Raw genomic sequence first — 23470 nt, 5'->3', positions numbered from 1 at the left:
TGATCGGGTTTCGAATGCGACCTTCAGTTAACATCGGCGGCCGGCTACAAACCGGTCGCCTTTCTTCTTATCAAATAGCCTTAGTCGTAATACTCCAGCCCCAGATGCGTTATCAATTCCTCGCCCTTCATGTGCCGTAGCGTGTTCTTGAGTTTCATCAACTGAATGAACAGGTCGTGCTCGGGGTATAGCCCCGGAGCGGTTTGCGGGGCCTTGAAGTAGAACGAGAGCCATTCCTGGACGCCTTTCATTCCGGCACGTGCGGCGAGGTCCATGAATAGGGCGAGGTCAAGGGCGAGCGGTGCGGCGAGGATCGAATCGCGGCAGAGAAAATCGATCTTGATCTGCATCTTGTAGCCGAGCCAGCCGAAAATGTCTATGTTGTCCCAGCCCTCTTTGTTATCGCCGCGCGGCGGATAGTAATTGATGCGCACGACGTGCGAAAAGTCCTTGTAGAGTTCCGGATAAACCTCAGGTTGGAAAATATGTTCGAGCACCGACAGCTTTGAAACTTCCTTTGACTTAAAGTTCTCAGGATCATCGAGCACTTCGCCGTCACGGTTTCCCAGAATGTTTGTCGAATACCAGCCTTCGAGGCCGATCATTCGCGATTTGAGGCCGGGGGCGAGGATGGTCTTCATCAGCGTCTGGCCAGTCTTAAAATCCTTGCCGCAGATGGGCATATTCGTCCGGTCGGCAAGCTCGACCATCGCGGGAATATCGACCGTCAAATTCGGGGCTCCGTTGGCGAAGGGCACGCCCGATCTCAACGCGGCGTAGGCGTAGATCATCGATGGGGCGATGCGTTCGTCATTGTCATACATCGCCTTTTCGAATGCGTCGAGCGAGGCGTGACACTCGGCCTCCTCGATATAGATCTCGGTCGAGGCGGCCCAGACCATGACGAGCCTCGAGCAGCCATGCTCGCTCTTAAATCGAGCTATATCTTCAATTAACTGCTCGGCAAGGTCCATCTTGTTCTTGCCGGATTTGATGTTGTCGCCCTGAAGGCGCTTGACGTATCGCTGCTCAAAAACGGCCGCCATCGGCTTGAGCGAGGCGAGTTGCTCGGAGACCTGATTAAGCAGATCTTTGTCCAGCACGCCGGCGTTCATCGCGGCGTCATAGGCGTTTTCCTTAAAGATATCCCACGCGCCGAATACGATGTCGTCCAGCGAGGCGAGCGGCACAAGATCCTTTATCTTTGGCACGCGGTCATCCGTCCGCTTGCCCAGCCGGATCGTGCCCATCTGCGTCAATGAGCCGACCGGTTCCGACAAGCCGCGCTTTATCGCCTCAACGCCCGCCACGAGCGTCGTCGAAACCGCACCTAAGCCAACCAACAGAACGCCCAGCTTGCCTTCCGCCGGGGCTATCTCAACACCTTTCTCAACCATTTATCTCCTCCGAAAACCAAAATAATAAGAATACTGTTTTTCCGTGCCAACGACAAAAGCTCGGCGGCTTGGATAGTGGATCACTACCGCGGCTTGCCGCTCTATTTGCGGAGCAGCTTGCTGCCCCGTTGCATCCGTCGCCTACCATCGCGGCTTGCCGCCGCCATGCCGACAGCGGCGGCAAGCCGCATGTATTTTGCCGCCCGTCGGAGGAGCAAGCTCCTCCGCAAATAGGGCGGCAAGCCGCCAAGCCGTACTTCCCTCCTAAAATCCATACGCCCTGTACTTATGCCTGGCGTGCATCGCGACGGCGATCGAGACGGCGTCGATCTGGTCATCGTGCGTCCCCAGCGGGAATGCGCAGCACTCATCGATGAATTCCTTGTTCCACGCGGCCCGCACGAGCCGCACATTTCCGGCCTCGGCGAGGTTCATCCAGGCGAGGCAGCGCGTTACCTTGTCGCCCTTGGGCTTGACGGCGCGAAAGGCTCGTCCCTGAAGGCGAAACTCCTTTCTGAGTTCCTGGACGACCGCCGAACCGTTTGCCGTGTCCTCGATGCCATGCTCGGTATCGAGTTCCTCGCGGATGCGTCCCAGGATATAGCGGCGTTGGTCGGGATACTCGATCCGGCGGCGATAACCGCCGTCGATATACAGAATTCCCTCTTTGTCATAGGCCACACGATAGCTTGCGGTGTGATCCGAGGTTGCGTTCGCGGTAATTCCGAGGTCATATCCGCGTTTCCATATAAGTCCGTGCGGCGGCCGGTCAACAATGTGCCGAAACCACTCCCGTTTGAACAATCCGCCCTCCGCCGGCACCGGATGCTGCTGATACAGGGACGCAAACGAGTAGCTGCCTATCTTTTCTCTGGTGTTTTCGAGGTGCGGAACGTCGAATCTCGCGGGCCAAAGAGCGTCGCCAGGCGTGCGGCCAAGAAGATCGGTTTGAACCGCGGAGGCGCCGAGACGCAGAGGGGAAAAGGGAAGATCGTTGCTGCCATGCACGGTGCCTATTTCTTTTCCCGGTTCTTCTTCGCGTCTCTGCGTCTCTGCGGTTAAATTCTCTTCCGCCAACGCCGGCAGGTTGATTACCGTCCATTCGCTGCCGTTTTCCTCGGCCAGCAGGCGTCCGGCGAGGTCGTCTTCGTGCCAGCGGGTCTGGATGAGGATGATCTGGCCGTTGGGTTCGAGGCGTGTGTAGAGATCGTCATTGAACCAATCATGGACGCGTTCGCGGTATTTGATGCTATTGGCCTCGGCCCTTGATTTTATGGGGTCATCGACAATTATCAGATTTGCGCCAAAGCCCGTCACGCCCGACCCGACGCCGACCGCACGAAGGCCCCCGCCCGCCCGCGTCTCCCATTCGGATTCGGAGTTCTTGAACCGTGGCCGGTTGAATGGAAAGGGTGACTCGTTTTCATTAACCGCAGAGACGCTGAGACGCGGAGAAGAGTTTTTAGAATTGCGAGAGTCGACGCCTCGCTCCGAGTTGTGCGGAACGTCAGTTTCATTTTCTTGGCCGTTCTCGTCTTCTCTGCGTCTCTGCGTCTCTGCGGTTATCTGAAAGTCGTCGCACAACACGGTCTTGATCTTTCGCGAGAATCGATTGGCGAGGCGTTGGTTATAGCTGCCGATGATGACGTTCATATCGGGCTTTTGCCTCATGCGCCAGGCGGCGTATCGGACCGTAACAAGCTCTGATTTGCCGTGTCGCGGCGGCATAAAGATCATCAGCCGCTTACACTCGCCCGATGTGACGCGCTCGAGCGTATCGATAATGTGCCGATGGTGCGCTGCGTCCCACGTCATATATGGTGAGACAGATATGAGCCAATCAGAAAAGTTCATAGAGTTTGGGGAGTTTGGAGAGAAGGCAGCTTTCGAGGAAGCATCTATCGTCAGAGTGCTCCGGGTTGGGATGGGGCCTTGGCCCCGCTCAAGATCAGTCGGCGGCCTGCGGCGAGGTTTGCGCTGCCGGCGCCACTTGCTGTGGTTGAATTTGCCCGACGGCCGCCGATACAGGGCAGAACCCCCTGCGTAAGCAGGGGGCGTTCGCGTTCCCCGCGTGCCGCGCATTCCTTTAGAGCTTCTCTGACGCAAGGGACTGCCCCCCATTAACGCAGGGGGTTCTGCCTTCCAACCATAGAGCTCGACCCAGCCCGGCACGGACCGGCCGCGTTCGTTGCGGCGGTAGAGCACGCGGCGGCGGAATCGGGTGTGGCCGAGAGAGCGCATTTCGCGTTCGATCTGTTCGTGGTGTCGGCCATTGTGTTTCAGGTAAAGTCGGCGACAGTCTTCGATGCGTTGCCGGTCAGTCGAATGTGGCATAGGGCGTTTAACCACGGATGAACACAGATGGACCTGCGTTCATTCGCGGTTCACATTCATAGCAGGAACACACGCGGATTGGAATGCCAGAATTCGCAGAATGATGCAGAATGCACAAAATAACTCAAAATGCACAAAATGTCGCAAACTGCGTAGATTCGGTACTCGTGGGTGATAGAAGGTCAGAACCGGGAGCGGAAACGACCGGATCCTTTCACCGATAAACATTCGCACGCAGAGAGAATCCGGTCGCTGCCGCTCTCGGTTCTGAATTCACGCGGATACTGTGTGGTTTGCTGTTACTCTCGTGTTAGACGCTTATTCCTCGTCCTCTCTCAATTTTTCCAGAACAGAGAAATCCTCGAGCGTGGTGACGTCGCCGGCGACGGTGCCGCTGGAGGCAAGTTCGCGCAATAATCGCCGCATTATTTTGCCCGAACGCGTTTTTGGCAGGGCATCGGTGAAGCGGATGTCGTCGGGTTTGGCGAGGGCGCCGATCTCTTTGGCGACGTGGGTGCGTAAGGTCTCCTTTAATTCGTCGCTGCCCGTGCGGCCGCCTTCGAGCGTGATGAATGCCGCGATGGCCTGGCCTTTGAGGTCGTCGGGGCGGCCGACGACGGCGGCCTCGGCAACCGTTTCGTGCGACACGAGCGCGGACTCGATCTCAGCCGTGCCGAGCCGGTGACCGCTCACGTTGATCACGTCGTCAACGCGGCCCATGATCCAATAGTAGCCGCGCTCGTCGCGCCGAGCGCCGTCGCCGGCGAAATACATTCCCGGTATCTCTGACCAATACGCCTGTTTATACCGCTCGTCGTCGCCCCACAGCGTGCGGAGCATCGACGGCCACGGATGCCGAGCGACGAGATAGCCGCCCTCGTTGTCGCCGACCGATTCGCCCTTTTTATTGACAACATCGAGAATGATGCCGGGCAGCGGGCGAGTAGCCGTTCCGGGAACGGTCGGCGTCGCGCCGGGCAGAGGGCTTATCATGATCGAGCCCGTCTCGGTCTGCCACCACGTATCTACGATCGGGCATTTTCCCTTGCCTATCGTCTGGTGATACCACATCCACGCCTCTGGATTGATCGGCTCGCCGACGGTGCCGAGCAGGCGAAGCGAGCTGAGGTCGTGCTTCAACGGATACTGCTCGCCCCATTTTATGAATGCGCGAATGGCCGTCGGCGCCGTGTAAAAGATCGTCACACGGTGGCGCTCGATGATGTCCCAGAAGCGGTCAAAGTCGGGAAAGTTTGGTGCGCCCTCATACATCACGACCGTAGCGCCATTCGCCAGCGGCCCATAGACGACATAGCTGTGGCCCGTGACCCAGCCGATGTCGGCGGTGCACCAAAAGACGTCTTCGTCCTTGAGGTCAAAGACCATTTTGGTCGTGTATGCCGCCTGCACGAGGTAGCCGCCGGTGGTGTGGAGGATGCCCTTGGGCTTGCCGGTCGTGCCGCTCGTATAAAGGATGTAGAGCGGATGTTCTGATTCCAAAGGCTCGGCCGGGCACGTCGCGTCAACGGCGTCCATCAGTTCGTGCCACCAATGGTCGCGGCCGGGCTGCATCTTGATCTCGCTGCCGGTGCGGCGGTAAACCACTATGTTCTCAACAGTTGGGCACTGCAGTGCGGCGGCGTCAACTGCCTTTTTCAATTCGATCTCGCTCCCGCGTCGATAGGCGCCGTCGGCGGTGACGATGAGCTTACAGCCGCAATCATTGACGCGGTCGCGGATCGCGTCAGCCGAAAATCCGCCAAAGATCACCGTGTGCGTCGCGCCGATGCGCGTGCACGCGAGCATCGCGATCGCAAGCTCAGGCACGAGCGGCATGTAGAGCGCGACGCGGTCGCCCGTCTTAACGCCGAGCTTCTTGAGCACATTTGCAAAGCGGCAGACCTCGCGGTGCAGTTGTAAATAGGTCAGAGTTCGCTGCTCGCCGGGCTCGCCTTCCCAGATAAAGGCGGCTTTATTTTTGCGCCACGTGTTGAGGTGGCGGTCGAGGCAGTTGTGCGAGATATTGATGCGGCCGCCGACGAACCACTTGGCGTGCGGTTCAAACCATTCGAGAACGGTGTCCCACCGGCGAAACCAATCGAGCGACTCGGCCTGCTTCGCCCAGAAGCCGGGCACGTCCTTAGCCGCATCCGCATAGGCCAAGAGGTATTCCTCAAACGAACGCATATGCGCGCTCTGGGCAAATTCCGGCGGCGGCTCAAAAACACGGTCCTCGGTAAGGACGGATTCGATAGTGTTGTGCTCGGGCATATGTAGTTTTTAACGCAAAGACGCAAAGGACGCAAAGACGCACGGGAGCTAGACTTTTCTATGAATTGCCTCCACCTTTAGGTGGAGGTCAAGTCGTCAACACACGGCAGGGCTTTAGCCCAAGATCTGGCGGCGTTGAAGCTATATTGGGCTAAAGCCGGCCCCCTAATTTACTGCATCCACTAGCTAAAGCTAGTGGCAACTTATCGAGTCGTGTAAAATCGGGCAAATGCGGCTTTTGGAGATGCGAGACATCGTCAAGGAATTCCCGGGCGTGCGGGCGCTCGACGGCGTGTCGTTTGCACTTGATAGCGGCGAGTTTCATGCCCTGGTCGGCGAGAACGGCGCGGGCAAATCGACGCTGATGAAGGTGCTGTCGGGCGTGTATCCGGCGGGCGATTTTGAAGGCGAGATCATCGTGGGCGACGAGCCCGTTCGCTTCGGGGGCATTCGCGACAGCGAGGCCGCGGGCGTCGCGATCATCTATCAGGAGCTGTCGCTCGTAAAGGAACTGACCGTCGGCGAAAACATCTTTCTCGGCCGCGAGCCGTCGAGATTCGGTATCGTCAACTGGCACGAATTATACGACAAGGCCGCTAAGCTGTTGCAGGACTTGCATTTAGATATCGACGCGCGAGCACAGGCAGGCTCACTCGGCATCGGCCAGCAGCAGCTCGTCGAGATAGCGAAGGCATTATCGCAGAACGCGAAGATACTGGTGCTGGACGAGCCGACATCCGCGCTGACCGATGCTGAGGTCGAGACGCTGTTTGAGATATTGGAGAAATTAAAGACGCGCGGCGTCGGCTTGATCTATATCTCACACAAGCTGGACGAGGTCTTCAGGATGAGCGAGCGCATCACCGTGCTGCGCGACGGGCGAACGGTCGGCACGTTTGCGGCGGCCGATGCGACACGCGACGGCGTGATCGCCGCGATGGTCGGTCGCGAGGTCGGCGACATCTTTCCCGAGGCCATTCATGAACGAGGCGACATCGTGCTGAGTGTCTCGGGCGTGACGGCGTGGGCCGATGACGGCGTCAGAAAGCGGGTCGATAACGTGTCGTTTGCGGTGCGTCGCGGCGAGGTGCTCGGCATCGCGGGGCTAATGGGCTCGGGCCGAAGCGAACTGCTGATGACGATATTCGGCGCGTGGAGCGGCCGTGTCGACGGCCGCGTCGAGATCGACGGGCGGACGGTGAATATCGCATCGCCCGCCGATGCCATCCGTCACGGCATCGCCTTTGTCACCGAGGACCGCAAGCGATACGGCCTCATCCTCGATCAAACGATCGTTGACAATATGACACTTGCCGGAATTCGTTCCATCTCAGGCCGCGTCCTGACAAACCACAGCCGTGAGGCCGCCGCCGCGTCCGCACAGATGTCGTCGCTGCGCGTCAAAGCACCATCACCGACGGCCGTTACAGGAACGCTCTCCGGCGGCAATCAGCAGAAAGTGGTGTTGGGCAAGTGGCTGCTGACCAACCCGCGCATTTTGTTTTTGGATGAGCCAACCCGCGGCATCGACGTCGGTGCCAAACAGGAGATCTACGCCGAGATCAACAAGCTCGCCGGCGAAGGCATGGCGATCGTGCTTGTGTCGAGCGAACTGCCGGAAGTATTAGGCCTGTCAGATCGTGTGATCGTATTACACGAAGGATGTGTCGCGGGTGAGTTTGGTCGAGAAGAAGCTACGCCGGAGAAGGTGATGGCAGCGGCAACGGGAGGACATTCTAATTAGTAATTATCAAATTAGTAATTACTAATTAGTATGGCCGACACATATGCGTTTAGACATATATGACCGATAATCTTATCAAAACTTCCTCTCTGCGAGCATACATCATGATCGCCGTGCTTGCGGGGATTTGGATGTATTTCCACTGGGCGACGGGTTATGTGTTTTTGACGCCGAGGAACCTGTCTAACCTGATGACACAGATGACGGTGACGGGCGTGATCGCGGTCGGGATGCTGATGGTGATCGTGTCGGGCAACATCGACCTGTCGGTCGGGTCGGTGCTTGGGTTTGCGGGCGGCATTGCGGCGATGATGCTGTCGATGTGGGGCTACGGATTGCCTGAGTCGATAGTTGCGGCGGTTGCCGTCGGGCTGGTCGTGGGCCTGTTTCACGGAGTGCTGACCGCGTATCTGAACATCCCGGCCTTTATCGTCACGCTCGGCGGACTGCTCGCGTGGCGCGGCGCGGTCAAGTGGCTGCTCGGCGGCAACACCGTTCCGGTAGCGGATGAGAGCTTTAAGGCGATCGGGCAGAGCTATATCGGCACGACTGCCGGCTGGGCGTTGGCGGGCGTAGCGATAATTCTCGTGCTGCTCGCGGCCGTGCGGCGGGCGAGGTCCTCTGGCGATCACCTCAGTGAACTACTCAAGACGATCCTCCCCGTCGGCGGCATCGTGGCGTTCGTTTGGGTGATGAATTCGTACGAGAGCATGGGCGTTTTTGTCGGCGTGCCGGTGCCGGTGCTGATCTTGGTCGCCGTCGCGCTGATCGGCGCTTTTCTGACGAATTCGACCGTGTTTGGCCGGTACCTTTACGCCATCGGCGGCAATGCCGACGCCGCACGGCTTTCGGGTATCGACAATAAACGCAATGTTCTGAAGGTTTACGGCCTGTTGGGCGCGTTGACGGGCGTTGCGGCACTCATCTTCACCGCCCGCGTCGGCAGCGCCGCACCGGACGCCGGCGTGCTAAAAGAACTGGACGCCATCGCCGCCTGCGTGATCGGTGGAGCGTCATTGATGGGCGGGCGAGGCACGGTCTTCGGCGCGTGCTTAGGGGCACTTATCATGGCATCGCTCGACAACGGAATGTCGCTCTTGAATGTGCGCGACTTTATGCAGGACATCATCAAAGGCTCGATCCTCGTGGCCGCCGTCGGGCTGGATATGATGGGACGGCGGCAGGGATGAAGCGATTTTTCTTGGTTCGCCATGATCGCTGCTGTTAGAATCTAGATTGTCGAAGGAGTACGTCCTATGAGCGCAACACTGACGATCGATCTCCCCGATGATGTCAAGGCCACGCTTGGCAAGGCCGCGCGCGAGGACGGCGTCTCAGAGGGCACATTCGCAATGCGTGCGTTGGAAGATTACATGCGGCTCCGTCGGTTCAGAAAACCCCAAACGGCTGCCGAAAGACGGAGGAGCATTGCGGCGTTGAAGAGGACGATGGATGAAATGGCCGAAACCGCGCGTCGTAACGGCATGACACAAGAGATCCTCGATGAGATCCTCAAAAAGGACTGATACCCTTTGCGCGGCGTCATTGACAACAGCGTCCTCGTGAGCGCAGCGATAGTCGGCGGCATTCCTCGACGAGCGTTGGATCTTCTGTTCGAACGGGGAACCATTCTTGTGTCCGTCGATGTCCTCGAAGAATTGGATAACACTCTCAACCGAACTAAATTTGATCGATATTCACATCAGACCCAACGTCGTAATTTTATCCGCGAACTGATCGAAGTCGCGGAGCTAGTCCGAATATCGGAGCCAATTCGAGCATGTCGCGATCCCAACGACGATAAGTTCCTCGCGCTTGCGGTCAGCGGTGACGCTGATTATCTGATCACTGGCGACAGCGACCTGCTCGTTTTGAATCCGTTTCGCGATGTCGAGATCGTTACGCCGAGAGACTTTGTGCAGAGAGGGATCTAACATTCCCCGCAGAACTTGCCCGTTTGTGACCCACGTCATACAGACTTCCCGCTTCAGCCGTCAAAGTTGAGGCTGGGAGAACTTTATGCCAGATACATTAATGACGATCGGCCAGCAGTTTGAGCGGCGTTCGTGGGCCGAGCCGTGGAAGATCAAGATGGTCGAGCCGCTGCGAATGACCGACCGCAGCCAGCGCGAGAAGGCGCTCGAGGACGCGGGATACAATACATTCCTGCTCCGCTCGCAGGAAGTATATATCGACCTGCTGACCGACAGCGGCACTTCGGCGATGTCAGATCGGCAGTGGGCCGGAATGATGCTCGGCGATGAGGCCTACGCGGGCAGCCGAAATTACTATCACCTCGAAGACGCCATCCGAAAGTACTACGGCTACGAATTCATCGTCCCGACGCACCAGGGCCGCGGTGCCGAGCACCTCATCAGCCAGGTCGCGATCAAGCGGGGACAGTTCGTGCCCGGCAATATGTATTTCACGACAACGCGGCTGCATCAGGAGCTCGCCGGGGGCATCTTTGTCGATGTGATCATCGACGAGGCCCATTATCCCCAAGTATTACATCCATTTAAGGGCAACATCGACGTCGGCAAGCTCGACGCGTTGATCAATGAGAAAGGCGCGGCGAATATCGCCTATGTCAGCCTCGCGGGCACGGTCAACATGGCGGGCGGACAGCCCGTGAGCATGGAAAACGTGCGAGCCGTTCGCGAGCTCGTTGACCGCTACGGCATCAAGCTGTATCTCGACGCGACGCGGCTGGTCGAGAATTCCTGGTTCATCCGCGAGCGCGAAGAGGGCTATGCCGACAAGACGATCGCCGAAATACTGCTCGAATTCTGCTCGTATTCGCACGGCGCGTGGATGAGCGCAAAAAAAGACAACCTGGTGAATATCGGCGGCTGGCTGGCGATCAACGACCGAGAAATGTTTGAGGAGCTACGCAATCTCGTCGTCGTTTACGAGGGCCTGCACACCTACGGCGGCCTCGCGGGACGCGACATGGAGGCAATGGCCATCGGCATCGCTGAGAGTGTTGAAGATGAGCATGTCAATTCGCGCATCGGCCAGGTGCTCTATCTCGGCCAACTGCTGACGACGTGGGGCATACCGATAGTGCATCCCGTCGGCGGGCACGCGATCTTTTTGGACGCAAAAGCGTTCTATCCGCATCTGGAGCAGATAAAATTCCCTGCTCAGACGCTGGCCGCCGAGCTTTATCTCGACTCAGGCATTCGCTCGATGGAGCGCGGCATCGCCTCGGCGGGGCGCGACCCTGTAACGGGCGATCATCATTATCCCAAGCTCGAACTCGCACGGCTCACGATCCCGCGACGCGTTTACACGCAAGCCCACATGGACGTCGTCGCCGAATCAGTCCGCGCCGTTTACGAGAACAGAGAGAGCGCCCGAGGCCTCAAGATGGTCTATGAGCCGAGGTATCTGAGGTTCTTCCAGGCGAGGTTTGAGCGGCTGTGAGTTTTCTGCTCGTAATGTAATATTTGCCACGACCGTCGGCGTCTGATGTATCATTAGGACATGGGAATTGACCTGATCACAACCGATCCCGGCGTGATGATGGGCAAACCGGTCATTGCCGGAACACGCATTACGGTCGAATTGATCCTCGAAAAGCTCGCGGCTGGCGAGACCATCGAGCAAATGCTCGATGCCCACCCGCGTCTGACCCGTCAGGCGATGGAAGACATCGAGGATCTCCCGGTTGTAGCCGCACGTCGTGAAGAACCGACCGTCGAACACGAGGAACTTCTCTCAACATTGAGGACAATATGAACACCAAAGAAGAGGTAACAGCCTTACTCGAAAGGCTGCCTGCCGACACATCGATCGAGGACATTCAATATCACCTCTATGTAATGGATAAAGTGCAAAAAGGTCTTGAATCCATCGAAAAGGACGGTGGGCTTACTCAGGACGAAGTTGAAGCGAGGCTGAGTAAATGGCTCGTTTGATCGTATGGTCGCAACGAGCGACCGACGAGCTTGAAGAGATCGCCCAGTTCATTGCCCTAGATTCCGAGCATTATTCCAAAGCAGTGGTCCGCACTATTCTGCGAAAGACGCGCAGATTAGGCGATTTTCCATATATCGGACGCGTGGTACCTGAGTTCGAAGACGACTCGATGCGAGAGATATTCGCCTACAACTACCGAATCCTCTACAAGATAAAGCCTGATGAGATCGACATAGCCGCTATCATTCACGGCCGTCGCTTACTCGACCTTTCCCTCAGACCCTAACCCCCAATAAAACTCATCGTCCGCTCCGGCTGGACGAAGGTTGCGTCGTTGATGTGGTGGCGGGCCTCTTTCTGCAAAACGGTCTGTTCGATGAATTGCGCGAGTTCGGTGTCAGTTGCGCCTCTGCGCAACACATCTCGGAGGTTGTGCTCAACGGTTGAGAAGAGGCACGTGCGGATCTGGCCGTCGGCGGTCAGGCGGATACGTGAGCATTGGCCGCAGAACATTTCGGTGACGGGGGCGATGATGCCGATCTCGCCCGGTGAGCCGTCGGCAAAGGTGTAATTCCAAGCCGTGCCGGTGCCGCGAGACGTTTCTTTCAGTTCCAGCGGAAAGACCGCATTGATCGCGTCGCGTATCTCGCGGCCCGAGACCATTGCCTCGCGCGTCCAGTCGCGGCCGCTGTCGAGCGGCATATATTCGATAAAGCGGAACGAAATGGCCTGTTCGCGGGCAAAACGTGCAAAATCGACCAGCTCGTCCTCGTTGCGGCCGCGGACGATGACGGCGTTGACCTTGACCGGGTCAAACCCGAGTTCTTTCGCCTTATCAATGGCGGCGTAAACGCGTTCGAGCGCGTCAACGCCTGTGATATCGATGAACCTGTCGCGATCGAGCGTGTCGAGGCTCAGGGTCACGCGGTCGAGCCCGGCGTCACGCAGCGCATCGGCATGACGCGGAAAATCGTAGCCGTTCGTTGTTAACGCGATGTCCTTTAATCGCGGCTTGAGCCGTGCGAACTTTTCGACCAGCACGGGCACGTCGCGGCGTATCAGCGGTTCGCCGCCCGTCAGGCGTATCTTCTCAATGCCCAGATCGACAAAGATGCTGACGAGGCGTTCTAGCTCCTCAAACGTCAACAGCGTCTTGCGACTGGCCCACGCCGGCTCGCCGTGCGGCAGGCAGTAGAAACAGCGAAAATTGCACCTGTCGGTGAGCGAAATGCGCAGGTCGCGGATCGTTCGGTTGTGAGCGTCGGTGAGCACAATTCAAATAATATCGCACTCACCTGAGCGTGCGAAGCACGCGACGATTTCGATAGCTACAGGTGCAGCACAGCGGAACCTGTAGTAAAGTCGCACCAAAAAACTCCGAGCCTGTGTAACAGGCGAAACAACAACTATGTCACATACACATTTTTTGTATCACGTGGTCTTTGCGACGAAAGATCGGATGCCGTTGATCCGGGCTGAATGGGAGGCCGAACTTTATGCATACCTCGCCGGCATCGTAAAGAACAATGGCGGCCGAGCGCTCGAGATCAATGGAATGCCGGATCATGGTCATCTCCTCCTTCGCCTCGGGCCGGACCTTAAGTTCTCTGATTTTATGCGGGAGTTGAAGGCCGGTTCGTCGCGCTTTATTAGGCAAAAGTTCGATCCGAAATTCCAGTGGCAACGTCGGTATGGGGCGTTTACAGTCAGTGAATCGGTCGCGAACAAGGTGCGAAAATATATCCGCGATCAGAAGATACACCATCGCGCCCAAACATTCGAGGACGAGTACAAGGGACTACTCGTTAAGCATGGTATCGAGTTCGACGAACGATATCTATGGGGTTAGCCGATTGTTACGCGTGTTTCACACGCTCGATGACGTTGGTTTCTCTTTCTACAGGTTTCGCTTCGCTTCACCTGTAGCTATCGTAATTGTCGCGTGCTACGCACGCTTGGGTTCGCGATTCAGCACGGGCTCTTTTTCATTCAACGCGGCGGCGTTGCGTTTTAGGCCGGATAGTTTGGCCCGTTTGATGGCGGAGTGGCGGAAGCGATTTACATACTCGTCGTGTTCGAGCGAAAGAACGGTTTCGGGTGACAGTGACGTCTCGCCGTGGCGAGGCAAAAAGCGAGGTTCGGCTGTTGGTTGTTCAAATCGGTTCCAAGGGCAGACGTCCTGGCAGATGTCGCAACCGTAAAGCCAGCCGGCGGTGTCGATGGGCAGGCGTTCGTCGCGGAGTTCGATGGTCGCGTAGGAAATACATTTGTTCGAATCGACTACGTATGGCTCGACAATAGCACCGGTCGGGCAGGCGTCGATGCAGGCGGTGCAGGTGCCGCAGTGATCGTCAACGTGTTCCGTGTCGTAGTCGAGTTCGATATCGAGCAGGAGTGAGCCGATAAAGAGCCACGAGCCGTGCGTCGTGGTGATGAGATTGCTGTGCTTGCCGAGCCAGCCCAAGCCTGCACGCACGGCCCAGGCTTTGTCCATGAATGGAGCGGTATCGACGCATATTTTGCCGTTCGCTTCGGGCCGCTTTGTCGTTATCCATTCGAGCAGTTGGTTGAGTTTTTCACGAAGGACATCGTGGTAATCGTCGCCCCAGGCGTAGCGAGATATCTTACCCGCGTCGGCGTGCTTATGCGGCGTGAAGTAGTTGTGGAGGACGACGACGATCGATCTGGCCTCGGGCATCAGCCGACGCGGATCGGTGCGTTTTTCAGGTTCGCGCTCCATCCAAGCCATCGTGCCGTGAAATTCGCGGCCGAGCCAGCCGCGCAGGTGATCGCCCTCAGTATCGAGCGACGCGGCCGCAACAATACCGACGGCGTCAAAGCCGATATCGCGGGCGGTGCGTTTGATTGCGTCGCCAAGGGACATTACATCAGGTATATCAATTGCCGTCCGCTTTAGCGAACGGTTGCCTTGGCCAGACAAATTGGGCTTTAGCCCAAACGCGCGGTTGGGCTAAAGCCCGGTGTCCTAGTTCGATTCGGACCGTTGCCTGAAGGCAACGGCAATAGAAGATATGAAAGAAAGGCCGGGCGGCATTGCGGCCGCCCGGTGGATCAGAGTGGAGAGAAATGTGCCGACTAGAAACCGACCTTGACGCCGAACTGAAACTGTCTCGGATCAAAAGCGGCCTGCGGCTGGCTATAGTATTTACCGTTTCCTGCCCGCTTGTCAAAGGCATTGACGACTTGATAGAACGGGTTGGCCGACGCCTCGTTAAAACGATTGAGGAGATTGAAGCCCTCGGCGATCAGATCGAGCGAGACGCGCTCGCCAAACTTGATCCGCTTTGTCAGGCGGGCATCGAACGACAGGTAGTCGTGCGTGATGCCCATGTTGCGAGGCAGGTTTGGCGTGGTCGGAAAGACGCCCGTAAAGCAGTTGGGATCGACGCCCGTCTGGCAAAGCGTGCCGTCAGAGCGGACGCTGGGACGCTCGTTTGACGAATTAAAGTCGCCATTCGCATCGCCGACGGCGAGGATATTGAACGGGCGGCCCGAGCCGTATTCGACGATCGGTGCAAAGGTGAATCCGTGCAGGAAGCTCTTGAATCCGCCCTTTGAACGCCATGATTCGGGCGTGGACATAAAGCCGCTGAACACAAAGCGATGACGCTGGTCAAAGAGCGAATCCGAACGCTCGCCGCCCATATCGCGAAGGTCCTGCGGCAGCAGCAGCGTCTGCAGGTCGGACGAATCATCGACCGAGTGCGACCACGTGTAGGAGGCGAGGAACTGCATGCTGTTTGAGAACCGCTTCTTCAATTCGAGGTTCAGTGCCTTGTAGTCCGACTTGCCGTCCGAGGTCTGAGCGTTCACCGAGCCGTACGGATTGATCGGCCCAACGCTGCGGAGCGTGCCCGCGAGCAGCGGGTCGAACTGGGCCTTGTTCAGCCCCGTAAGGGCCTTGACAAAGAAGTAGTTAGGCCCAAGCTGGCGGAAATAGTCCGCCGCGATGGGGCTGACGACGCGGCTGTTGAGGTTAGCGACCGGTGCGGCGATAAAGCCCGGAACGATCGCCGCCCATGTCGCAGCAAGGTTGGTAAAGCACAGCGGAGCAGGAACGCCCGGCGGGCATGCAACTACACGCGGATCGGCCGCCGACGACGGGATGCTGATGCCAAATGCCGCGGCCGACAGGCTCGGCGGCGGGCCGCCAAAGAAGCGGCGGAAATTCTCGACCAGCGCCGCCTGATCGACCTGATTCGCGTCGCCGGGATGTGCGAGGTGCTTGACGTTGACCCTGATGTAGCTTGCGGTGAGCAGCGTGTTGCGCCCGAGCGCCTGCTCAAAGGTGATGTTGCCCTGCAGCGCGTCGGGATACTGGAAATCCTTTGCCACATGGAGCGTAAACGGCAGGATCGGCCCAAAGCCTGTAAAGGTTGACGGATCAAAACGCTGCTGTCCAAAGAGGTAGTTGGCCGACTGAGCAATTGCGGGCGTTCGCGTGCCCGGCGGCGCGGCCGCGAGGGCGGCGGCACAATACGGGCTGGTGGCCGTTCCGCGGTTGCAGACCGTGCCGTGGAATACCTGAAACGCATTAAACAGGCCCGTCGGCGATGGCCCGCCGATGGGCAGGAGCGTCGCCTGCTGCTGCTGCGAGCCGTCGGCAATGTTCGAGTTAAAGGCGACCACGAGCAGCGGATGGTCAAAGAACCGCCCGATCGCCCCGCGGATCACCGTAGAACCCTTGCCCGTGACGTCCCATGCAAATCCGACGCGCGGCGCCCAGTTGTTCTTGTCACGCGGGAAGCCCTGCGTTACGCCAAGCGCGTCCTGCGCCGTCTGGATGTCGGCGGCCGAGAGCGTGATGCCTGTGAGCGGGTCGGTAAATGGAACGGGTGAATACTGGTTGGTAAACTCGTAGTCGTAGCGGAAGCCGTAGTTGATCGTAAAGCGCCGCGCGATCTTCCAAGTGTCCTGGGCAAAAAATGCGACGGGCTTATTGGCGAGCTCGCTGTTCGGGTCGCCAAAGCCCTGAATGAACGCCGCCGGAAATCCGAGGCCGTATGCCTGAACGGCCGTCAGTGCAGGGCACCGCTGGGCGAGAGCCGCATTGTCGCAGGCTATCGCCGGATTAGCCGGGCTCGGCGGCGCTCCCGGATTGTTTGGGACCGAAACGAGGCCTCCGCCCGCCTGCGCGCCAAAGTTAAAGAGCGCCGGGAAGTTGAGTTCAAATTTCGCGTTGCCGCTGATCCAGTTAATATCGCCGCCGAACTTGAACGTGTGCGAGCCCTTGACGATCGTCATATTGTCGCGGATCTGATGCCGCGTCTCGGTCCTGAACACAGGCGAGAACGGATTTGACCCCATGAACGCCGTGCCCGATATCTGATGAGCAACGCTCGGAACGGCCGACTGGAACGACGCCTGACGGCGGCCGTAATTGTAGAACGCCTCATTGAGGATGTTGTTTGACAAGACGCTGGTCAGCGAGGTGCCGACCGAGATGTCCTCGACCGCAGTAATACCGGTCCGCGAAAAATCATTCTGGCCGACGGTCTGGTTCTGAGATTCATCCTGAACGCCGGTGATATCGATCGGATTGTAGCCGAGGCGGACCGAGAGCTGATTGGCCGAGTTGAATGCGTGATCGACCCTCAGCGACGAATAGGTCGAGTCCTCCGAGATCGGGAAGACGCGAGCAAGGCCGCTGAGCGGGCGAAATGCGATAAGCCGGCCCTCAGAATCGGTGGTGAGCGGCACCGGAGCACCCGAAAGGATGAACCGCGGCCCAACGACCGAGCCGAGCGGAATGCCGATGCCGGGAACAAAATTTGTCAGCGTGCTCGCTCCGTTGAGGGCCGTCTGGCCGCCGGCGGACGCGAGATGCGCGTAAACGAGCCCGCGGCCGACCTGGCCGGCGTTGCCGCTGCCGACGGCCGCCTGGATATAGGCGATCTGTGCGGGCGTAAGGTTAGTAAATGTCTGCGCGATCGGCATAAAGCCCGGTATCGGGCCGAGCGTGACGCTGCCCGTGGCCGCGCCGCTGGCGTCGCGGCCAAAGATGTCGCCGGTAAAGAAGCCGGATTCACGACGCTTGCGCTGCTCCCATGACATAAAGAAGAACGTCTTGCCTCGCTTTAGCGGGCCGCCAAACGTCCAGCCGTACTGGCCGCGCTTGTAGGGCGGCTTAATGCTGGGATCGCCGTCAATGATCGGGGCCAGAGCGTTCTTGGCCTGGATGGACTTGTGCCGGAAAAAGCCAAAGACGCTGCCGTGAAAATCGTCTGTTCCGCGGCGTGTGACGACATTGACGATGCCGCCGGTCGCACGGCCAAACTCGGGCATGTAGCTGTTCGTAGTGACCTGATACTCCTGAACGGCCTCCTGCGAGACGGTCGAGCGGGCGGCGTTGATCGAATTATCCGTAAAGTCAGCACCGTCAACCTGCACAAGTGTCGAGCGCCCGCGCTGGCCGCCGATATTGAGTCCCGACGTCGGTGCCGGGCCGATCGGACGGCCATTGTCGCGGCCGACGGTCGAGATCGTCAGGGCAAAGCCCGTCGCGCTTCGCTCATTGATCGGCAGATTGTTGATGCGGGCCTGATCGATGGTATTGGAGATATTCGTCTTGGTCGGCTCGATGAGCTGAACGTCGTCGCCCGAGACGTTAACGGTCGCTGATGCCTCGCCCAGCTCGAGCTTGATGGTCAGTTCGGCGCTCTGGCCGACGGTGAGCCTGATGCCTGAGATGACGCTCTTTTTGAACGTCGCGGCCTCGGCCGTGACCTCATATTCGCCGGGCGGCAGGCCAATCATGGTGTAGCTGCCCTGCCCGTCGGTGGAAACCGTTCGGCTGACGCCGGCACCTTTGAGCCGGGCCGTGACGGTAGCACCAGACACGACAGCGCCGGTCGGGTCCGTGACCGTTCCCGCAAGATCGGCCGAATTTGCCTGCGCCTGTGAAAGGGCAGGAATGCTGAACACCAGGGCCGCCGCGAGGCACATCGCCATCTTTGCAGCCACGCGCGTAAGCTCAGACGTGAATACTCTCATTATTGTCTCCTTTACCTGCAGTATGGTCGCCGGATAAGGAACTCTCGCGGTGTATTTCGGACACGTTGCGGGCGCCTGGTCGAGGCGGTTTCCCGGTATCGTGTCAAACAACCTAAGGACTATGTCCGGCAGATATTTTTTCGGAACTGATTACTGTTGAAATTTGTAACCCAAAAAGGTGTTTTAGGCAAGCAAAAACACGAGGGTTTTGCCGGAAATTGAATGAATTGCACAAATATCCTCGCTGATTAGTGTAATTAATCCAATTCGTGGCTAATATCTTGTTAATGAAGATCATCCCTCTGGCCATTCCGACGCCGTTCTATGTCGGCGACGTAAATGTTTATCTCATCAAAGAAGATCCGCTGACGCTGATCGACGTAGGGCCGAAAACGCAGGAGGCGGCGGACGTGCTGCGGCGGAGACTCGGCGAGAATGGCGTCAAGTTCAGCGACGTCCGCCGCATACTGCTGACGCATGCCCACGAGGATCACTGCGGGCTCGCCAAACAGGTTCGCGATGAGGCAAAGGACGCCGAAATTTTCGTGCATGACTGGGAAACGGGCCATCTCTTTGGCCGGTTGGCACGCGAGGAACATCGAGCGTTGATGAACCGGTCCGGCGTTCCGGACACCGTTTTTGACGAGATGCAGGCGTTGTATGAGGAGATCAGTTTGCTGACCGATTCGCTTCGCGCGGGCGAATTTCGGCCGCTGGCGGATGAAATGGAGATCGAATTCGATTCAGGCTCGCTGCGCGTGCTTCACACGCCGGGCCACACGCCCGGCTCGTGCTCATTCGTCCGCGAAGCCGACCGAACGCTCATCTGCGGCGATTGCGTGCTAAAACGCATCACGCCGAATCCGATACTGTCGCCCGACCCGACGGATCCGGCCCGGCGTTTCAGGTCGCTCGCCGAGTATCTCGTGAGTCTCGCGCGGCTGCGGTCGCGATCGCCGACGCTTGTTTACGGCGGCCACGGTGAACCGGTGACGGATTTTGAAGAGATATTCCACCGCTACGTCCGCGCCATCGACGACCGCCAGGCCCGCGTCATCTCATTAGTGACAAAAGACGGCGTCACCGCCTTCGACGTCGCAAAGCGTTTGTTCCCTGATTCCTTCAGCCACGACGTTCACAGGTTTCTGGCCATCTCAGAATCGATCGCACACCTCGACTACGCTGCATCAGGAGGCAAGGTCGGCGTGGAGATGAGTGGGGAGGTTGAGTATTACCGGAGCTTGTAGATCAGAAGAGCGTCAGAACGCCCCGCTCGGGGTCGTCCTCAAAAGAACAAATATCTTCAAAATGGTTTCTCAATACCCATTCGACAGTGTCGGTAGAGCAATTTCCACGCCTTATCCAAATGACTTTCGGAGGCCCGCCGAGAAGAGCGTGCAGCTCGCCATAGTCCGCATCCTTTGTGACAACCGCAAAACCTTCATTTGCCGCAAATGATCTAACCTCACGATCGCTCGTTCGGTCCATATCGAGTTCGAAAACGTGAGCCGAACCTGGAAAAAGGTCGTGTAACTGTCTGATGAGTCTGGGAGAAAGATTATGGTCGAAAAGCAGCTTCATGCCGCCACAAGTATCTGCTGTTTCTCACGGTCTGCGGCGTAGGCAAGGCACGCGAGAATATCATCGTTGGTTAGATAAGGAAAATCAGCGAGGATCTCATCGTGAGTCATCCCGGATGCAAGATAATCGAGGACATCGTAAACGGTGATGCGCATCCCGCGAATACATGGTTTGCCGCCACGCTTACCAGGCTCAATAGTGATGATATCTCGATAGTTCATACGCGCATGATACCACGCATTCGCGTTGCGGATTCACTTTTTTGGTCAAGGGCGCCGCCTCGAAGGGGACGTTTGACGTGGCGGCCATGTGGCCGATGGTGTCGGTGATCTTTGTGATGTCGGCAAAGCCTGGGAGCTGGCGCACGCGTTGGGTTACCTTGGTGTCGATGGTATCGAGGCCGTCGCCCTTTGAGAAGAGCGTTTGGACGAGGTATTGCGTGCGTTGTTTGGCGAGCGAGCCCTGGCCGACGGGCGCCCAGAAATGGTTCGCGACAAAACGCGCGATGCGGCGGGCGGCCTTGTTTCGGCTGAGTTCGAGCTTGGCGACGGACCAGTAGAACTGGTTGTGAGCCGATTCCTCTTTGATAATGGCGTCGAGGATCGGGTTTAGCACCGGATGATCGGTCAACGCCTTTAATCTGCGATAGCCCTGCGCGGCCTCCATTTCATGGATCGCGCCAAAGGTCATGTGCGTGGCCGTAAACCGTTTGCCGATTAGGTTTGTCAGCGTGGTGAGCATAAAGGCGTTCGTCCGATATGCATTTGTCACGTTTCGCCGCACCTGCTCCTGCCAATCTTTGTCCGATTCGTAACCGAGCTCGTTGAGGAAACGATCCATCATCTCGCCGTGGGTGATCTCTTCGACGCCCCAGCGTTCCATGAATTTCGAGATGTGCGGGTCCCTGCCTGTCGGCGTTCGCCGCAGCTCACGGTGATACATATCGGTCAGCGTCTCGACGTCGCGCATGTAAAAGAGCACCGGCACGAACCGCTCATCAAAAGGCGTGTCCCGCACCTTGCCCCACGGTATCGACGAGATAAACTCCGGCGTCAGAGCCCGCTCCTGCCGCTCATACCACTCAAGGACATCCTTGTTCGAATCAAATGCCATGAACGCGAATTACGAATTAACAATTACGAATTACGAATTCAGCGTATCAAATACAAATTCGTAATTCGTAATTGATAATTCGTAATTGACCTTGGTTCGGATGCGCCAAACGCGCGGTAAATAATATAATCGAATATATGACAAAGCTGTATTCCTTTTTGTTTATTTTGACTATTGCGTTACCAAATTCAGCCCAGACGTCGCCGCTCGAGGTAAAGGGCGAGCGACATCTTAACAACATCAGGCAGCTTACATTCGGCGGCGAGAACGCTGAGGCTTATTTCTCGTTTGACGGCAAAAAGCTGAGCTTTCAATCCAAGCGCGACGGACACGAATGTGACCGCATCTATACGATGAACATCGACGGCTCTAATGTTCGGCAGGTGTCGAATGGCGAGGGCCGCACGACGTGCGCTTTTTATATGAAGCGCGACAAGCGCGTGCTCTATGCATCGACGCAGGGCGGCGGCAAGGAATGCCCGCCAAACCCAGACTTTTCAAAGGGTTACGTCTGGGCCGTGTATCCCGATTACGACATCTACACCGCAAAGCCCGACGGCAGCAAGATCAAGAAGCTCACAAAAACGCCCGGCTACGACGCAGAGGCCACAGTAAGCCCGGACGGCAAAAAGATAGTCTTTACGTCGGAACGCGACGGCGACCTTGAGTTGTATTCGATGGATGCTAACGGCAAGAACGTCCGTCGCCTGACCCACGAGCCGGGCTACGACGGCGGCGCATTCTTTTCGCCGGACGGCTCGAGTATCGTGTATCGCGGCTCGCACCCGACCGACCCGAAGCTGATCGAGCGCGACAGGCAATACCTGAAGGAACACCTGATCGTCCCGCTGACGTTCGAGATCTGGGTGATGGACGCCGACGGCAAGAACAAGCGGCAGGTGACAAACCTGGGCGTCGCGTCGTTTGCACCGTTCTACACGCCCGACGGCAAGCGGATCATTTTTTGCACAAACTATTTCGCGACCGACCCGCGCAAGCGAAACTTTGACATTGCGATGATAAACCTCGACGGCACCGGCCTCGAACGCATCACATACAACGAGACCTTTGACGGTTTTCCGATGTTCTCGCCTGACGGCAAAAAATTCGTCTTTGCATCAAACCGCAACGCCGCAAAGACGGGCGATACGAATGTATTCATCGCGGATTGGGTGGAATGATGAATTGCCTCCAGCTTTAGCTGGAGGTCATATGGCAACTTATCTCGGGCTTTAGCCCAAGTTTCGGCTAAAGCCGGGATCCAAGACAGATCGAAACCTCCACCTGAAGGTGGAGGCAATTCATAGGAGCAAGATAGACCGGCGTCCTCGTTCTTAAGGGATATGAAAACAGCACTCTGCATTGGATTATTCGTGTTCACCGGTTTCGCCGCATTCGCCCAAACCACCGACAAGGCCGTCAACGCGATCGATAGGCGTTACAAAGATATCGCCGAAAAGGCGCGGCTGTGCGAGACGGACGATGATCAGGGCGAGTTTGGCGAGCTTGTGATGAATACGCTCGACATCAACGCCCGCAGCCATCAGTGGCGGGCCGTGGGCATCTACCGTCCGGTGTATAAGTTCTTTTATAAGCAGGTCGAGAACGATGAGAAGCGGTTGTATCCTGATCATCTCGTTTTTGTCGTGGGCGAACGCAAAGTGTCGGCGATCACCACTCGCGAGGAATTTCTGTTCAGCGACGCGGGAGCGCTGATTTACTATTCCTACACCGATGACATGGGCCGTCCGGAAATAAAAGCATGGTTCGCCGCAGGCAAGGCCATTCGCATCGAACAGGACGGCAAAGGGCGCACGCGGATGACCAAGGCAGATGTCGAGACGACCGGCCAGAGGCTCGCGACAGCGGCGAAGTTGATGCAGGTGTTTAAGAGGTCGATTGAGTTGTGATGCGGCGACGCGTGGACCTGCGTCACGACCTTGAGTGTGCGTAGCACGCGACGATTACGATAGCTACAGGTGGAGCGTAGCGGAACCTGTAGATCGAAGCGGCGGAAAATGCCGAGCGTGTGTAACACGCGGAACAATGCGGGCCCGGCGATTTTATTACGCGTGTTTCACACGCTTGGACC

General features: G+C 57.7%; 22 protein-coding genes. 12 read left to right on the top strand and 10 right to left on the bottom strand.

The features are described from left to right. Window positions 1-80: 80 nt before the first annotated feature. From IPM59_06115 to acs, 4 genes are all read right to left on the bottom strand, one after another. Window positions 81-1397, bottom strand: a complete 1317-nt coding sequence (locus IPM59_06115) for an inositol-3-phosphate synthase (GenBank protein ID MBK9215161.1) — start codon at window positions 1395-1397, stop codon at window positions 81-83. A gap of 101 nt (window positions 1398-1498) precedes the next feature. Continuing rightward, the gene (locus tag IPM59_06110; GenBank protein MBK9215160.1) at window positions 1499-1672 is read right to left on the bottom strand and encodes a hypothetical protein; all 174 of its coding nucleotides are present in this window, start codon (window positions 1670-1672) and stop codon (window positions 1499-1501) included. Beyond that, entirely contained in the window at window positions 1662-3731 is a 2070-nt protein-coding gene (gene terL / locus IPM59_06105) for a phage terminase large subunit (protein ID MBK9215159.1), read from the bottom strand. The genes IPM59_06110 and terL overlap by 11 nt, the downstream gene beginning before the upstream one ends. Window positions 3732-4049: 318 nt before the next feature. Further along, window positions 4050-6002 (bottom strand): acetate--CoA ligase, encoded by a 1953-nt coding sequence (gene acs, locus IPM59_06100; GenBank protein ID MBK9215158.1) that lies wholly within the window; start codon window positions 6000-6002, stop codon window positions 4050-4052. A gap of 229 nt (window positions 6003-6231) precedes the next feature. On the opposite strand from acs, the gene IPM59_06095 reads away from it, so the two are divergent. The 8 genes from IPM59_06095 (at window position 6232) to IPM59_06060 (ending at window position 11956) form a co-directional block, all read left to right on the top strand. Further along, window positions 6232-7746, top strand: a complete 1515-nt coding sequence (locus IPM59_06095) for a xylose ABC transporter ATP-binding protein (protein ID MBK9215157.1) — start codon at window positions 6232-6234, stop codon at window positions 7744-7746. Between the two features lie 59 nt (window positions 7747-7805). Continuing rightward, window positions 7806-8936 (top strand): sugar ABC transporter permease, encoded by a 1131-nt coding sequence (locus tag IPM59_06090; protein ID MBK9215156.1) that lies wholly within the window; start codon window positions 7806-7808, stop codon window positions 8934-8936. A gap of 66 nt (window positions 8937-9002) precedes the next feature. Beyond that, a complete protein-coding gene (locus IPM59_06085; protein MBK9215155.1) occupies window positions 9003-9272 on the top strand; it encodes a hypothetical protein in 270 nt (89 codons plus the stop codon). A 6-nt stretch (window positions 9273-9278) separates the two neighbouring features. Continuing rightward, window positions 9279-9680, top strand: a complete 402-nt coding sequence (locus IPM59_06080; GenBank protein MBK9215154.1) for a putative toxin-antitoxin system toxin component, PIN family — start codon at window positions 9279-9281, stop codon at window positions 9678-9680. 85 nt (window positions 9681-9765) lie between these two features. Further along, window positions 9766-11175 (top strand): tyrosine phenol-lyase, encoded by a 1410-nt coding sequence (locus tag IPM59_06075; protein ID MBK9215153.1) that lies wholly within the window; start codon window positions 9766-9768, stop codon window positions 11173-11175. 60 nt (window positions 11176-11235) lie between these two features. Beyond that, window positions 11236-11490, top strand: a complete 255-nt coding sequence (locus IPM59_06070) for a DUF433 domain-containing protein (GenBank protein MBK9215152.1) — start codon at window positions 11236-11238, stop codon at window positions 11488-11490. Beyond that, a complete protein-coding gene (locus IPM59_06065) occupies window positions 11487-11669 on the top strand; it encodes a hypothetical protein (GenBank protein MBK9215151.1) in 183 nt (60 codons plus the stop codon). Before IPM59_06070 ends, IPM59_06065 begins: the two co-directional genes overlap by 4 nt. Then, window positions 11657-11956, top strand: coding sequence for a type II toxin-antitoxin system RelE/ParE family toxin (locus IPM59_06060; protein ID MBK9215150.1), 300 nt, complete (start codon window positions 11657-11659; stop codon window positions 11954-11956). The genes IPM59_06065 and IPM59_06060 overlap by 13 nt, the downstream gene beginning before the upstream one ends. Here the strand turns inward: IPM59_06060 and moaA are convergent. Continuing rightward, a complete protein-coding gene (gene moaA / locus IPM59_06055; GenBank protein MBK9215149.1) occupies window positions 11953-12945 on the bottom strand; it encodes a GTP 3',8-cyclase MoaA in 993 nt (330 codons plus the stop codon). The two genes, IPM59_06060 and moaA, sit on opposite strands and share 4 nt — an antisense overlap. 133 nt (window positions 12946-13078) lie before the next feature. Here moaA and tnpA point away from each other — a divergent pair, with 133 nt between their 5' ends. Next, complete coding sequence (gene tnpA / locus IPM59_06050) at window positions 13079-13519, top strand: IS200/IS605 family transposase (protein ID MBK9215148.1); 441 nt, start codon at window positions 13079-13081, stop codon at window positions 13517-13519. Window positions 13520-13615: 96 nt separating this feature from the next. Here tnpA and queG read toward each other — a convergent pair whose 3' ends face one another. Both queG and IPM59_06040 read right to left on the bottom strand, forming a co-directional pair. After that, window positions 13616-14554, bottom strand: coding sequence for a tRNA epoxyqueuosine(34) reductase QueG (queG, locus tag IPM59_06045; GenBank protein MBK9215147.1), 939 nt, complete (start codon window positions 14552-14554; stop codon window positions 13616-13618). Between the two features lie 212 nt (window positions 14555-14766). Continuing rightward, entirely contained in the window at window positions 14767-18684 is a 3918-nt protein-coding gene (locus IPM59_06040) for a TonB-dependent receptor (GenBank protein ID MBK9215146.1), read from the bottom strand. Window positions 18685-18971: 287 nt separating this feature from the next. On the opposite strand from IPM59_06040, the gene IPM59_06035 reads away from it, so the two are divergent. Then, window positions 18972-19931 (top strand): MBL fold metallo-hydrolase, encoded by a 960-nt coding sequence (locus IPM59_06035; protein ID MBK9215145.1) that lies wholly within the window; start codon window positions 18972-18974, stop codon window positions 19929-19931. Window position 19932: 1 nt separating this feature from the next. On the opposite strand, the gene IPM59_06030 is transcribed toward IPM59_06035, so the two are convergent. The 3 genes from IPM59_06030 to IPM59_06020 are packed head-to-tail and all read right to left on the bottom strand — an operon-like array spanning window position 19933 to window position 21378. Then, on the bottom strand, window positions 19933-20265 hold the full coding sequence (locus IPM59_06030) for a DUF5615 family PIN-like protein (GenBank protein MBK9215144.1): 333 nt from the start codon (window positions 20263-20265) through the stop codon (window positions 19933-19935). After that, window positions 20262-20486 carry a DUF433 domain-containing protein gene (locus tag IPM59_06025; GenBank protein ID MBK9215143.1) on the bottom strand — a complete coding sequence of 75 codons (225 nt, stop codon included), beginning with the start codon at window positions 20484-20486 and terminating at the stop codon, window positions 20262-20264. Before IPM59_06025 ends, IPM59_06030 begins: the two co-directional genes overlap by 4 nt. After that, window positions 20458-21378 carry a hypothetical protein gene (locus IPM59_06020; protein MBK9215142.1) on the bottom strand — a complete coding sequence of 307 codons (921 nt, stop codon included), beginning with the start codon at window positions 21376-21378 and terminating at the stop codon, window positions 20458-20460. The genes IPM59_06025 and IPM59_06020 overlap by 29 nt, the downstream gene beginning before the upstream one ends. Before the next feature lie 137 nt (window positions 21379-21515). On the opposite strand from IPM59_06020, the gene IPM59_06015 reads away from it, so the two are divergent. Continuing rightward, complete coding sequence (locus tag IPM59_06015; protein MBK9215141.1) at window positions 21516-22559, top strand: PD40 domain-containing protein; 1044 nt, start codon at window positions 21516-21518, stop codon at window positions 22557-22559. 162 nt (window positions 22560-22721) lie between these two features. Then, window positions 22722-23288, top strand: coding sequence for a hypothetical protein (locus tag IPM59_06010; GenBank protein ID MBK9215140.1), 567 nt, complete (start codon window positions 22722-22724; stop codon window positions 23286-23288). Window positions 23289-23470: the final 182 nt, after the last annotated feature.

Origin of the sequence: Chloracidobacterium sp. (assembly GCA_016715795.1) — a bacterium.
Classification (GTDB): domain Bacteria; phylum Acidobacteriota; class Blastocatellia; order Pyrinomonadales; family Pyrinomonadaceae; genus OLB17.
Note: the sequence above shows the minus strand (reverse complement) of the source record. Positions and strands in the feature narration are given on the sequence as shown.